Origin of the sequence: Staphylococcus sp. HMSC65H10, from assembly GCF_001839185.1 — a bacterium.
GTDB lineage: Bacteria > Bacillota > Bacilli > Staphylococcales > Staphylococcaceae > Staphylococcus > Staphylococcus simulans.
This window is the reverse complement of record NZ_KV840392.1, coordinates 29065-44991: the sequence shown is the minus strand read 5'-3', so window position 1 is coordinate 44991 and position 15927 is coordinate 29065. Positions and strand designations below refer to the sequence as shown.

Annotated in this window: 1 protein-coding gene; it reads right to left on the bottom strand. The window is 42.5% G+C overall.

Annotated features, from left to right (window positions below; all coding sequences use genetic code 11):
- Positions 1–18: 18 nt before the first annotated feature.
- Positions 19–15810, bottom strand: coding sequence for a G5 domain-containing protein (locus tag HMPREF3270_RS13770; RefSeq protein WP_070867254.1), 15792 nt, complete (start codon positions 15808–15810; stop codon positions 19–21).
- Between the last annotated feature and the right edge of the window lie 117 nt (positions 15811–15927).

The window sequence follows — 15927 nt, the reverse complement described above, 5'->3', positions numbered from 1 at the left end:
AGTTTTTAAATTTAATACTTATTTCTCTTCATTATCTTTCTTACGACGTTTGCCAAAGAGTAACCAAGCACCTAAACCAGCGAACAATGTGCCGAATAATGTTTTCTTCACATCATCTTGACCTGTATCAGGTAAGTCTTTATCTTTAGCAGTTTGTTGCTTATCTGCTTTTGTTGGTTGTTTACCTTCAGCTTCTGACTGAGCTGGTACATCTTGTTCACCTTCAGTCGTTACTGTTGTACCATCATTAGTTTCAGGTTCAGATGGTACATGTGGTGGCGTTACTCCATCTTTATCTTCAGATGGCACAGTAACTTCTGGTGATGTCGGTTGTGATGGTTTTTCTGGTTGTGTTGGTGTCTCAGGTGTACTTGGTGTTATTGGTTGTTCTGGTTGATTTGGTTCGCTTGGTTCATTTGGCACTTCTGTTTCAGGCTCTTCTGGTTTTTCTGGTTGCGTTGGATTTTCAGGCTGTTCTGGTGTGCCTGGCGTTTCTGGAACTTCTGGTGTTGGTGTCTCAGGATTTTCTGGCTCTTGTGGTTCTTCCGGTGTTGTACCTGGATCTTCTGGTGTTGTGCCCGGATCTTCAGGTTGTTCTGGTTCTTCTGGTGTTGTGCCCGGATCTTCTGGGTCAACTGGTACTGTGCCAGTTCCTCTTTCAACAATTCTGTCTACCTTTTCAACCAGTGTAATTGTTGTTGTATCTGGATTGATGAGTTCACCTGTTTTCGGATCTACGCCGTAAACTGTTGTTGTTTGTGTTTGACCTGTTTTACCTGGCTGTACTTCATATTCTGTACCTGCTGGTAAGTTCGGGTTGTCTTGGTAGATTGTGTCATATGGGATATCTGTCGTTGTGACCACTTTCGTGCCGACACTGATCACTCTGTCTTTCGGCAGATTATTCGGGTCATTCGGATCTCCTGGCGTACCTTCTTCTATCACTTGTGTCTCGCCAACTGGCAAGTCTGGATTTGGACGGTACGTTGTAGATGGTGCGACAGGTCCATATTCAATCACACGGTCAACTGGCGGTGTTGTGACAGATTCTGTTGTTGTCGGATTCAATAAAGCGCCTGTTGTTTTGTCTACTTCGTACGTTGTTGTCGTTGTAGTTACGCCGTTTTGACCTTCTTGTGCCACATGATTAACTGTACCGACTGGTAAATCAGGATTGTATCTGATAATTGTTTCAAATGGTATAGGTGTTGTTGTTTGTTCAACGTTGTTCACACCTACCACTTCATTGACTGGTGGTGTTGTAATTTCTGATGTCGCAGGTTGCCCTGGTACTTTCGTTGTTGTTTCAATACCTGGTTGTCCTTCTGTTGTCACTGTCTGTGTACCGATTGGTTGTGATGGATCTGGATTCGCTTCATATGAAGTTGACGGCGGTATTTCTGTTGTTGTCGTTGCGGTTGTACCGACTCCGATTTCAATCACTCTATTTTGTGCCGGTGTCACAGTTGTTGTGACAGTTGATGGATTTTCAAGTGCACCAGTTTCTGGATTGACTGTATACGTCGTTGTTGTTTCAGTTTGACCTGTGATACCTGCTTGTACTTCATTTTGAGTACCTTGCGGTAAGTTAGGATTTTCTTGATAAATTGTTTCGAATGGTACGTCATTCGTTGTTGTTTGAGTTGTACCTTTTGCGACAATTTGCGATGTCGGTGATGTTGTTTCAGTTGATGTTGTTGGATTTACTAATGCGCCTGTCATCGGATCCACTTCATACGTTGTCGTTGTAGTTGTCGTACCGTCTTGACCTGGTGTTACGACACTTTCATAACCAATAGGCTCATCTGTACTGATATACTGCGTATCGTATGGTACTGATGTTGAATCAGTTACGACATTACCTACATAAACGACTGTGTTTGTCGGTGGATTATCTGGGTCATTCGGATCTCCTGGTTGACCTTCCACTGTTCTTGTTTCACCTGCTGGTAAGTTCGGATCCGGTTGGTAAACCACTTGGCCTGCAGCTGGTCCATATTCCACAATACGTTGCACTGGGTTGGTTGTCTCAGTATTCGTTGTCGGGTTAATCAACGCACCCGTTGTCGCATCTACTTCATACGTTGTTGTCTTCGTAGTAACACCGTTTTGACCTTCTTGTGTAACATGGTCCGTTGTGCCGACTGGCAGATTCGGATTATATCTGACAATCGTGTCATACGGAATCGTTTCTGTTGTTTGTTCTACGTTGTTGACACCGATAACCTCATTCACTGCTGGTGTTGTCACTTCTGTTACCGCTTCTTGACCCGGTTCTTTCGTTGTTGTAGATTCACCTGGTTGTCCTTCTGTAATCACTGTTTGTGTACCAATTGGTTGTGATACATCTGGGTTCGCTTCATATGAAGTTTGCGGCGCAATCGGTGTTGTCGTAGATGTTGTTGTACCGCTGCCGACTTCAATGATTCTGTCTTGTTTCGCAATATCAGTAGTTGTCACTTCTGTCGGATTTTCTAACGCACCTGTTTGTGGGCTCAACGTATACGTCACAGTCGTTGTCGTTTGACCTGTAACACCTGCCTGTAACTCGTTTTGTGTGCCTTGAGGCAAGTTAGGATTCTCGATATACACTGTTTCGTATGGTACATCGTTCGTTGATGTTTGTGTTGTACCTTTTTCCACAATTTGTGTGACAGGTGGTGTCTTGATTGATGTTACTTCTGGATTAATCAATGTACCTGTTGTCTTGTCCACTTGATAAATCGTTGTTGTCGTTACTACTCCGTCTTGACCTGGTGTCGTAATATTTTCGTAGCCCACCGGTTGAGTTGTCGGTACATATTGCGTGTCATACGCAACTGGTGTTGTATCTGTTGTCATATTACCAACTTTAACGACCGTCTCTGTCGGTGGATTATTTGGATCATTCGGGTCACCTGGTGTACCTGGAACAGTTACTGTTTCGCCATATGGCACACTTGAATCTGGTTGGTAGACCACACCGCCTTCTACTGGTCCATATTCCACAATACGTTGCACTGGATTTGTTGTTTGTGTTTCAGTCTGAGGATTCGTCAACGCACCTGTTTGACTGTCCACCTCATACGTTGTTGTCGTTGTAGTGACTCCATTTTGACCTTCTTGCGCAACATAATCTGTTGTACCGACAGGTAAGTCTGGATTGTAACGGATGATTGTTTCATACGGAATCGTTTGCGTTGTCGTATCCACATTGTCTACACCAATCACTTCATTAATCGCTGGTGTAGTAACTTCTGTCACCGCTTCTTGTCCAGGTGTTTTCGTTGTGGTTGACTCGCCCGGTACGCCTGGTGTCACCACTTGTGTATCACCTGTACCTGCGTCTGGATCAGGGTTCGCAACGTACGTTGTTTCTGGCGGAATTTCTGTTGTTGTCGTTGATGTTGTACCGACACCCACTTCAATAATCAAGTCTTGTTTTTCTACTAGCACTTGATCTGTTGATAATGGATTTTCTAGCTCGCCTGTTTGCGGATTCACCGTATACGTTACTGTTGTTTGCGTTTGTCCTGTGATACCTGTTTGCAGTACATTTTCTGTACCTTGAGGTAGATTAGGATTTTCTTTGTAAACCACATTGTAAGGAACGTCAGCTGTTGTGACTTGTGTCGTACCTTTTTCAATCACTTCATCAACAGCTGGTGTTGATGTTGTTGTGATTTGCGGGTTACTTAAAGCACCCGTTGAAGGATTCACGCTATACGTTGTTGTTGTCGTTTCTGTACCTGTTTGACCAGGTGTTTGTACATTCGTATAAGTTGTTGGTGCATCAACACCTACATATTTCGTTTCATAAGGTACTTGAGTTGTTTCTGTTGTTGTATTGCCGACTTTCACAATAGTATCTGTCGGTAAGTTATCTGGATCGTTTGGATCTCCAGGTGTACCTGGTGTTGTAGATGTTTGACCTGCAGGCAACGTCGCATCTGGTTGATAAATGATGCCGCCTTCTACCGGTCCATATTCCACAATATGATTCATCGCATCTACTGTTGTTGTTTGTGTTTGTGGATTCGTTAACGCACCGGTTTGATTATCTACCTCATACGTTGTTGTCGTTGTCGTTGTACCATTCGTACCTTCTTGTGCGACATAATCTGTTGTACCTACAGGAAGGCTTGGGTTATAACGTACGATTGTTTCGTATGGAATGGTTGTTTCTGTACGTTCTACGTTATTCACACCAATAATTTCATTCACTGCAGGAATCGTTGTTTCTGTAACCGCTTCTTGTCCTGGTGCTTTCGTTGTCGTTGATTCGCCTGCTTGACCAGGGACTGTCACAGTTTGTGTTCCGACAGGTTGCGTATAATCTGGATTAGCTTCGTATGACGTAGTCGGCGCAATCGGTGTTGTCGTTGTTGTCGTTACCCCTGTACCGACTTCAATAATTCGATTGATTGCTTCTTGTGTTGTCACTGTAGAAGAAACTGGGTTTTCTAAAGCACCGGTTTCCGCATTGAGTGAATAAACTGTCGTTGTTTGTGTTTGACCTGCTGAACCTTCTTGAAGCACATTTTGTGCACCTTCAGGTAAATTAGGATTTTCTACATAAACCGCTTCATATGGTACAGCACTTGTTGTGACTTGAGTTGTGCCTTTTTCAACAACTTGTGTGACAGCCGGTGTTGTATTTGTCGTCACTGCTGGATTGCTTAATGTACCTGTTGTTGGATCCACATCATACACTGTTGTCGTTGTAGATGTACCATCTTGACCTGCGACTTTCACATTTTCATAGCCTACCGGTTCAGTTGTTGGAACATATTGCGTGCCATATGGCAACGCATCCGTTGTTGTAACTTGGTTACCCACTTTCACTACTGTTTCAGTCGGTAGGTTATTCGGATCATTCGGGTCGCCTGGCGTACCTGGAATTGTTTCTGTTTCACCATATGGCAGATTCGCATCTGGTTGATACACAATCGTACCTTCAACCGGACCATATTCTACAATTTTATTGATAGGTGCTGTTGTGCTTTGTGTTACTTGCGGATTAGACAATGTACCTGTTGTGCTGTCTACATCATATGTCGTTGTCGTTGTTGTCGTACCGTCTTGACCTTCTTGTACCACTTGATTCACTGTACCGACAGGTAAATCCGGATTATAACGGATGATGGTTTCGTACGGAATTGTTTGTGTTGTCGTATCCACATTGTCTACACCAATCACTTCATCAACAGCTGGTGTTGTTGTTTCAGTGACAGGCTCTTGACCTGGTGCTTTCGTTGTTGTCGATTCACCCGGCTCACCTGGTGTGATGACTGTTTGATTACCTGTGCCTGGGTCTGCATCTGGATTTGCGACATAGTTTGTCTTAGGTTCAATCACATCTGTTGTCGTAACAGTTGTGCCGACACCTACTTCAATTATGCGTGTTTGTGCTCCAGATAGAATTGTTGTTTCTGACGTTGGATTTTCTAACGCACCTGTTTGACCATTCACTTGGTAAATTGTTGTTGTTTGTGATGTGCCAACGCTACCTGCTTGAATTTCATTTTGTGTACCTACAGGTAAATCTGGATTTTCTCTATATACTGTGTCGTAAAGAATATCCGTATTTACAACTTGTACTGTACCTTTTTCAATCACTTCAGTTGTTGAAGGGATTGTCGTTGTTGTAGTTGCTGGACTTTCAAGTGCACCTGTTTCTGGGTTCACAGTATACGTTGTCGTTGTTGTCTCAGTACCATTTTGACCTGGTGTTTGAACATTTGTATACGTTGTCAGTTCACTAACACCTACATATTGCGTGTTATAAGGAACTGGGCTTGTTTCTGTTGTTACGTTGCCCACTTTTACCACAGTATCCGTCGGCAGATTATTCGGATCATTCGGATCTCCTGGTTGACCTGGTACTGTACTTGTTTGACCAGCTGGTAATGTCGGGTCTGCTTGATATGTTGTACCGCCAGCAACTGGTCCGTATTCTACAATTTGATTTATTGGATCTATTGTTGTTGTTTGTGTGTTCGGATTAATCAATGCACCTGTGTTTGTATCAACTTCATAAGTTGTCGTAGAAATAGTTGAACCATTTTGTCCTGTTTGTGCTACATAATCCGTTGTGCCGACTGGCAGATTCGGATTATAACGGATAATTGTTTCATATGGTACATCCGTTTCTGTTTGTGTCACATTGTTTACACCAATGACTTCATTCACAGGTTGCGTTGTTGTTTCAGTAACAGGCTCTTGTCCTGGTGTTTTCGTTGTTGTCGATTCACCTGGCACACCTTCTGTGATCACTGTTTGTTCTCCGATTGGCTGCGCTGTATCAGGGTTTGCGGTGTAACTTGTTGTTGGTGCGATTGGTGTCGTAGTTTGTGTCGTTACACCTGTACCGACTTCAACAATACGGTTTTGTACTTCTTTTGTTGTTACTGTATTTGAAGTTGGATTTTCTAACGCACCTGTTTGCGCATTTACTGTATAAGTTGTTGTTGTTTGAGTTTGTCCTGTAATACCTGCTTGAATTTCATTTTGTGTACCTGCAGGCAAGTCTGGATTTTCTCTATAAATTGTTTCGTAATTCACATCGTTAGTTTCAACTTGCGTTGTACCGATTTCCACAACTTGTGCAGTAGCTGGTGTTGATGTTGTTGAAACTTGAGGGTTCGTCAACGCTCCAGTTTCTGGATTCACATCATACGTTGTTGTCGTTGTTTCTGTACCGTTTTGACCTGTCGTTGCAACATTTTCATAACCCACAGGCTGGTTCACACCGACATATTGTGTTTCAAACGGAACGTCTGTTGTGCTTGTATCTACGTTATCAACACCTACAACTTGGTCTACAGCCGGAACTGTCTCTGTGACAGGTGTTTGACCTGGTTCAGTCGTTGTCGTTGTTGAACCTGCTTGACCTGGCGTAAGAACAGTCGTACCGCCCACACCTGCATCACTATCTGAATCCGCAACATAGATTGTTTTCGGTGGCAGCTCTGTCACTTCAGTTGTTGTGACACCTGTACCACGTTCGATAATACGATCTTGTTTTTCAACTTGTGTTGTTGTCACAGACACTGGATTTTCAAGTGCGCCTGTTGTCTGATTTACAGTATATGTTGTTGTGATTTCTTCTTGTCCCACAATACCTGCTTGGACTTCGTTTTCAGTTCCTACTGGCAAGTTCGGATTATCAACATACGTTGTATTGAACGGAATATCGTTTGTTGTCACTTGTTTTGTACCGATTTCAATCACTTGTGCCACTGGTTGTTCTGTCGTCGTTGTTGTTTCTGGAGAAATCAATGCACCTGTATTCGGGTCGACTTGATACGTTGTTGTTGTCGTTGTTGTACCATTTTGACCTGATGTCGCCACATTTTCATAGCCGATAGGTTGATCTACTGCTACATATTGCGTATCGAATGGAATCGTATCTGTTGTTGTGTCTACATTATCAACACCAATCACTTCGTTGACAGGCGGTGTTGTTGTTTCCGTAACTGGATCTTGTCCTGGTGCTTTCGTTGTTGTTGATTCACCTGGTACACCTTCTGTAATCACTGTCGTGTTACCGACACCTGCATCTGGGTTCGGTGCTGCTTCATACGTTGTCGTTGGCGGAATCAATGTTGTGTCTGTTACTGTCACGCCAGTGCCGACTTCTACAATACGATCTTGTTTTTCAGTCAGCGTTACTGTATTCACAACTGGATTGTATAACTCTCCAGTTTCTGGATTCACGCTATAAGTTGTTGTCGTTTGTGTCTGTCCAATGACACCTGCTTGAAGTTCATTTTGTGTGCCTTCCGCAAGGTCTGGGTTCTCTCTATAAATCGTTGTATAAGGTACTTCAGCTGTAGTAACTTGTTGCGTACCGATTTCCACAACTTCTGTCACAGGTTCTGTTGTTTGATTAACTGATGTCGGATTGCTTAACACACCTGTATTTGGATCCACCTGATACGTTGTTGTAGTAGTCGTTGAACCATCGACACCTGTTGTTGCGACATTCTTATAATCTGTCGGTTGATCTACTGCCACGTATGTCACATCGTGCGGTAAGATTGTTGTCGCAGTATCGACATTACCCACTTTAACAACCGTATCTGTCGGTAAGTTATTTGGATCGTTTGGATCTCCTGGTACACCTTCAGTAGTCGTTTGTTGGCCTACTAGTAAGCTTGGGTCTGGTTGATAAATTACTTCTCCTGCCACTGGACCATATTCAATAATACGATCAACTGGCGCAGTTTCTGTTGTATTAATCGCAGGATTTAATAATGCGCCTGTATCTGGGTCAACTTCATACGTTGTCGTTGTTGTTTTAAGACCCGTTTGCCCTTCTTGTGCCACTGAATTCGTTGTACCCACTGGTAAATTCGGATTATAACGTTCAATCGTGTTATACGGAATATCTTGTTGTGTCACATCCACATTATCTACGCCAATGACTTCCGTCACAGGTTCTGTTGTCGTTGTCGTAACTGCCTCTTGCCCAGGTTCTTTGACTGTCGTTGATACACCAGATTGACCTTGTGTAATAATCGTTTGTTCGCCGACACCTGGATCATTATCAGGATTTGCTTGATAAGTTGTTTCAGGTGGGATTGGTGTTGTCGTAGAAGTTGTTACGCCTGTACCCACTTCAATAATGCGATCTTGCTTTTCAACTAATGTCGTTGTGTTTTCAACTGGACTTTCTAGTGCACCTGTTTGTGTGTTCACTGTGTAAGTCGTTGTTGTTTGTGTTTGACCTGTAATACCTGTTTGAACTTCATTCTGTGTACCTTGTGGTAAATCCGGATTTTCTCTGTAGATCGTTTCATATGGGACATCCGCTGTTGTTGTTTGAACTGTTCCTTTTTCAACCACTTGTGTCACTGGCGCAATCGTTTGAACTGCAGTCACAGGGTTTGATAGTGAACCTGTGTTTGGATCCACTTGATACGTTGTTGTGGTAATCGTTGTACCGTCTTGACCTTGTGTTTGAACATTTGTGTAATCTGTCGACTGACTCACACCTACATATGTTGTTTCATATGGTTGTGTCGTCACATCCGTTTGCACATTACCCACTTTGACAACTGTATCTGTCGGTAAGTTATTCGGATCATTTGGATCTCCAGGTGTACCTTCAATAGTATTAGTTTGATTATAAGGTACATTACTGTCAGGTTGATACACGACATTGCCTGCGACAGGACCATATTCCACAATCTGACTCACTGGTTCTGTTGTGTTTGTTTCTACTTGCGGATTTAATAATTGGCCTGTTGTCGGGTCTACTTCATACGTAGTTGTCGTTGTTGTAACGCCATCTTGACCTTGTTGAACGACTACATTTGTACTGCCTGTCGGCAAGTTCGGATTATAACGTGTAATCGTATCATAAGCTGTCGTGCTCGTTGTAGTATCCACGTTATCTACACCAACCACTTCATTCACTGGTTCTTTAGTCGTTGTAGTGACCGCTTCTTTACCTGGCTCTTTTACCGTTGTCGCAACACCTTCTTGACCAGGCACTAAGATAACTTGGTCTCCTGTGCCAGGGTCTGCATCAGGGTTCGCTTGGTAAGTTGTTGTCGGTAAAATCGGTGACGTTGTAGATGTCGTTACACCTGTACCTACTTCAATGATTTGGTCTTGTTTGTAAATCGTAGTTATTGTGTCAGATGTCGGACTTTCTAACGCACCTGTTTCTGGATTTATCGTATACGTTGTCGTTGTTTGTGTCTGACCAACCACGCCTTGTTGTACCACATTTTGTGTGCCTTGTGGTAAATCTGGGTTTTCTCTATAAATCGTTTCATATGGGACATCCGCTGTTGTCGTTTGAACCGTTCCTTTTTCAACCACTTGTGTAACTGGTCCAATCGTTTGAACAGAAGTGACCGGATTTGATAACGCACCTGTATCTGGGTCCACTGTATACGTCGTTGTCGTAGCTGTTGAACCTTCTTGCCCTTCTGTTCTGACATTTGTATAATCTGTCGGTTGACTCACACCTACATATTGCGTGTCATAAGGTAATGTTGCGAGTTCATGTGTTGTATTACCTACTTTAATCACTGTGTTTGTAGGCAAATTATTCGGGTCATTCGGATCACCAGGCGTACCTTCAACCGTCGTTGTTTCATTATATGGCAGGTTTGGGTCTGCTTGATAAATCGTTTCTCCGGCAACCGGACCATATTCGATAATTTGTGTCACAGGTTGTGTTGTCTCTGTTGACACTTGTGGATTAGACAGTTGTCCTGTCGTTGTATCTACGTCATACGTTGTCGTTGTCGTAATCACACCCTCTTGACCTGGTTGTGCCACTACATCTGTACTGCCTACTGGCAAGTTCGGGTTATAACGTGTTTCTGTTTGATACGGAATTGTTTCTGTTGTTGTATCTACGTTATCCACACCAATGACTTCATTCACAGGTTGTGTCGTAATTTCAGTGACTGGCTCTTGACCAGGTTCTTTCGTAGTTGTCGTTTCACCTGCTTGTCCAGGTGTTATTACTGTGTAATCACCTGTGCCCGCATCTGGATTAGGGTTTGCTTCGTAAACCGTTGTCGGCGCTATTGGATCTGTAGTCACAACAGTTGTACCTGTACCGACTTCAATAATACGGTCTTGTTTTTGAACTGTTGTCGCATCTGTTGATGACGGATTTTCTAATGCGCCTGTTTCAGGATTCACTGTATACGTTGTTGTCGTTGTTGTTTCCCCAACCACACCTGGTTGGATTTCATTTTGAACGCCTACAGGTAAATTCGCATTTTCTTGATAAATCGTTTCATATTGTACTGGTGTTGTCGCAACTTGTACTGTTCCTTTTTCAACCACTTCTGTCACAGGTTGTGTCGTTTGTGTTGAAATAGATGGATTAATCAATGTACCCGTATTTGGATCAACTTCATAAGTTGTTGTCGTTGTCGTCACACCATTTTGACCCGCTGTTTGTACATTTGTATAATCTGTCGGTTGATTAACACCTACATATTGCGTGTCATAAGGTAATGTTTCATTTGTTGTATTGACATTACCGACATACACAATAGTATCCGTCGGTAAGTTATTCGGATCATTTGGATTTCCAGGTGTACCTGGTACTGTATTTGTTTGGTTGTATGGCAAGTTCGGGTCGACTTGATAAACCGTATTACCTTCAACTGGTCCGTATTCTACGATACGCGGTGTTGATGGAGACACTTCTTCCGTTGTCACCGGATTAGATAACGCACCTGTTGCTGGGTCAACTTCATATGTCTTGATTGTCGTTGCGGTACCTTCTTGTCCTTCTTGAACGACCACATTTTGTGAACCAACAGGTAATGTTGGGTTATAACGGTTGATTGTTTCATATGGAATCGGTGCTGTCGCTGAATCAACATTATCTACACCGATGACTTCATTAACCGCTGGTGTGGTTGTCGTTGTAACCGCTTCTTGACCTGGTTCTTTCACTGTTGTTGACACACCATCTTGACCTTCAACAATCACAATTTGGTCACCTGTACCTGAATCTTTGTCAGGGTTCGCTTGGTAAACCGTTGTCGCTGGAATTGGTGTCGTTGTGACAGACGTCGTACCTGTACCCACTTCAATAATACGGTCTTGTGCTTGTACTAAAGTATCTGTATTTGAAACGGGACTTTCTAATTCACCTGTTGTGCTGTTGATTGTATAAGTTGTCGTTGTTTGTGTTTGACCTACCACACCTTCTTGCAACACATTTTCTGTGCCTTGTGGTAAATCTGGGTTTTCTCTATAAGTCGTTTCATATGGTACTTCTGCTGTTGTAACTTGGACTGTCCCTTTTTCAATTACGCGATTTTCTGCAGGCACTGTTTCTGTATTAGTTTGCGGATTAATCAATTCACCTGTTTGAGGATTGACCTCATATGTTGTTGTCGTTGTTGTTGAACCATCACTGCCTTCAGCCACTACATTTCTATACGTCGTCGGTTCATTCACACCAATGTATTCGGTACTATGAATAATTGGTGTCGTTGATGTGCTGACATTACCAACATAAACAATTGTGTCCGTCGGCAAGTTGTTTGGATCGTTCGGATCCCCTGGCGTGCCTGGCACTGTATTTGTTTGGTTGTATGGTAAGTTCGGGTCGACTTGATACACTGTATCGCCTGCAACTGGTCCATATTCATAGACTTGGTCAACTGGATTGATTGTATTTGTCACAGTTTGCGGGTTAGATAATGCACCTGTTGTCGCATCTACATCATACGTTGTTGTCGTCGTTGTTGAACCATTTTGTCCCTCTTGAACTAACGTATTCGTTGTTCCTACTGCTAAATCCGGGTTATAACGATACACCGTATTATATTGAATCGGTGTCACGTTAGTATCAACATTATCCACACTGATGACTTCATCAACAGCTGGTGTTGTCGTTGTTGTAACTGCTTCTTGACCAGGTTCTTTTACTGTTGTTGCGACACCATCTTGACCTTGCGTCACAACTGTTTGGTCTCCAACTCCTGCATCAGGGTTTGGATCTGCAACATATGTCGTACCTGACGGAATCGGTGAAGTTGTTGATGTTGTCACACCTGATCCTACTTCAATAATTTGATCTTGTTTTTGCGTTAATGTCGTTGTTGATGTTGTCGGATTTTCTAATGCACCTGTTGTCTGGTTCACTGTATAAGTCGTTGTCGTTTGTGTTTGACCTGTTACCCCTTGTTGAACAACGTTTTGTGTACCTTGAGGTAAATTTGGGTTTTCTACATAAACGGTGTTATAAGCGATATCTTCTGTGGTAACTTGAACTGTCCCTTTTTCAATGACTTGTGTCACAGGTTGAACTGTCGATGTAGTAGTCACTGGATTAGATAATTGACCTGTTGCTGGGTCTACAGTGTAAGTCGTTGTCGTTGTTGTTGAACCTGCTTGGCCTTGTGTACGCACGTTTGTATAATCTGTTGGTTGGTTTACACCGACATATTGTGTGTTGTAAGGAATAGTTGTTGTCGTCGCTTGTACATTATTCACACCTATAACTTCGTTTGTTGGCTGTTGTGTCACGTTCACAATAGTATCTTTACCTGGTTCTGTTGTTACAGTTTGTGAACCTGGTACACCTTCTACCACAATCGTTTCAGTACCAAGCGGTTTTGTCGGGTCTGAAACAGCTTGATAACTTGTGCTTGGCTCAATTGTTTCTACTGTTGTTTGCGCCGGCACAGCTTCAGGGTTGACTGAGTTATTACTGATTAACACAATTCTTTGAATCGTATTTAAATTTAAAGTACTTAAGTCTTTACTGCTTGTACCTGAAGGTGTTGAGCTGGCACTTGTAGATTCTGCTGTATTATAAGTTGGTGTACCTGTAGAGAAACCTTTTTGTGCTGCTTGTAAATCTACGACGTCAGACCAAACTGTATCCGCATCTGCACTTTGATTTGGATCACTAAAGTGTGTCGCATTCCAAGTTTTAACAATATAAGAGCCATTCCACTTCATATAACCTGGAGAGCCCGGATCCATATAAATCAAGTTCGGCTTACTGCCATTTGTACTTTGACCACTTGTGACAATACTATTCTTTTGGAAGTTGATATAGTTCGCATTATCAAAGATAAATTGGCGGTTTTGACTTGTACCGCCTAAAGGAATCGATAAAACTTCCGCGTAATAGTCACGGTTATCTGTACGCAAGTCTAATGTCGCATTATCTTTCACCCATAATAATGCACTTTGCGTACCTGTCGCATTAATGTTGACTAAGTCATTATAAGCGCCGACTTGTGTCTTAGTATCTGGGTTCCATTGATGGTTTTTCGCATCTAAGAACAATGTCGCGTACTCATCAATTAAAATTTGAGAGTTACCATCTAATCCTATCAGGTTGTTGTTTGAGTAATCACCCGCACGATGTCCATCGGAATATGCGATGAATTTAGAGTATTGGCCAACTTCGAAAGTACTGCCAGTCCCCATATCTACAATGTTACCGTTACCTTTTTGACTGATATTGATTGTAGAATTCGCACCTGTGTAAAGCGTGCCATCATTCGCAAAGTCAAAAATATTTTGACCTGTAATATTTAATGTCGAACCATCACCGATTAACACAGAGCCGCCATTACCGACTTGGAATGCAGTTGTTCCGTTCGTTGTGCCCCATGGGTTGGTTGGCGAAACGTTCATTGTAATATTTGAATTCGTACCTGTTGTAATTACACCGCCATCAACCACTTGCAGTGCGTTACCTAAACCAGTACGTGTAATATTAACTGTCGCATCTGCCGCAATATTGATATTCTTCGCACCAATGTTTGAGCGGTTTAAAGTACTGTCATTACTAATTGAACTGAAGTTGCCGCTAATATTGACATTCACGTTTTGGTTTGCGAGTGTACTGCTCACCAAGTTACTGCCAGTATGTTTGACGTTATTGAACGAGATAGTGTTGTTAGTCGTCGTACTTGCGCCGAAGTTTACTAAACCACCTGTATTGCCCGTTGTAATATTCATGTTTTGATACGTCATATTCCAACTGCCTGATGTTGCTGGGGCGTTAATAATATTCGTTCCCGTATTCAACGTATAACCGCCACCATCAATCGTCACAGAGCGTCCTGTTGAAGTTTGAAGGTTCGGTGAGCTTGTACCTGTGATATTGCCAGTCAATTGAATATTAGAGACTGTTTTGTCATTTAACGCCGCAATAAACTGATCCCACGTGCTGACTTGTGTCGCTGGTGCTGGTGCTGCATATGCTGAAAATGCCATCATACGAAACGTCGGTGAAATACTTGTTGAACTTGATGTCGTTGATGATTGTGTAGATGTTGTTAATGGTAATTCACCCACAGGATCACTGCCAGGTGCGCTCGATGTATTCAGTAAATAAGAAGTCAATAAAGCACCTGCGATTTCTTCATCTGTCGCAGTATTCGCATCTACTGCCATACCATCTACCACTTGTTGTGCTGCTTCAGGTGATAAATTTTCTTCAGTTGCTAAATAATCTGTTAAAGCACTTTCCTTATCTGTACTGCTATCCAATGTTTGTGATAAATCTTGAGACAATGTCGGTGTTGGTGATTCAATAGATGAAATTGTTGTGTCATTCGTTGAATTTGGCGTAGAAGTATCATTAGCTGTACTATTTGTAGTATTACTGTCAGTTGTTGATGGTGCATCTGACGTTCCTGTTGATGTATCTGGATTTGATGTATCATTCGATGGTGCCACTTGAGATTCTGATGATGTATCATTTGTCGGTGTTGTTTGAGAGTCTGATGAAGTGTCGTTTGATGATGAAGGTGCGTCTGTTGAAGGTGTTGTCTTAGTATCAGGATTACTTTGTGTTTGAGATGATTCACTTGATGATGGCTGTGAAGGTGTTGGTGTTTCTGAAGGTGTTGATGTTGAAGATTCTTGATTAGAAGGTGTTGAATCTTGTTCTGTAGTCGTATCTGGTGCTGGCGCAGGGTCAGTTGTTGGCGCAGACGTCTCACCAGATGGCGTGGATGTCGCAGGTGTTTCTGTTGTTTCAGTTGTATTTTGAGCCGGTTCTTGTGGTGGAGAGGTATCAACTTGTGGTGCTGTTTCTGTCGTATTCGTCGTTGTTTCTGGCGTATTTGTTTGTGTCTCTTGTGTCGGTGTAGTTTCTGTAGTTGACTCAGTTGTTGAAGTGTCGCCACTTCCCGTCGAGCTGCTTGAGCTGCTGCCTGATGAATCAGATGTGCTGTTTTCAGCTGCTCTTGCTTCATCGTTTACTCCTAAAATCAACATTGTTCCTAATAGAATCGAAGCTGTTCCTACGGTAAATTTACGTATAGAATACTTGTTCCGTCTATTCGGAAGAAAATCTAATTTTTTCATAGAAAAAATTCCTCCTCGTTTTCTCCAAACCTTTGTTTCGCTTGTTCAACATTTAGTTTCGTTTAAAAATTGCTAATTGAGTTAATTATACTGAAATTTTAAGAAGTGTCTATAACT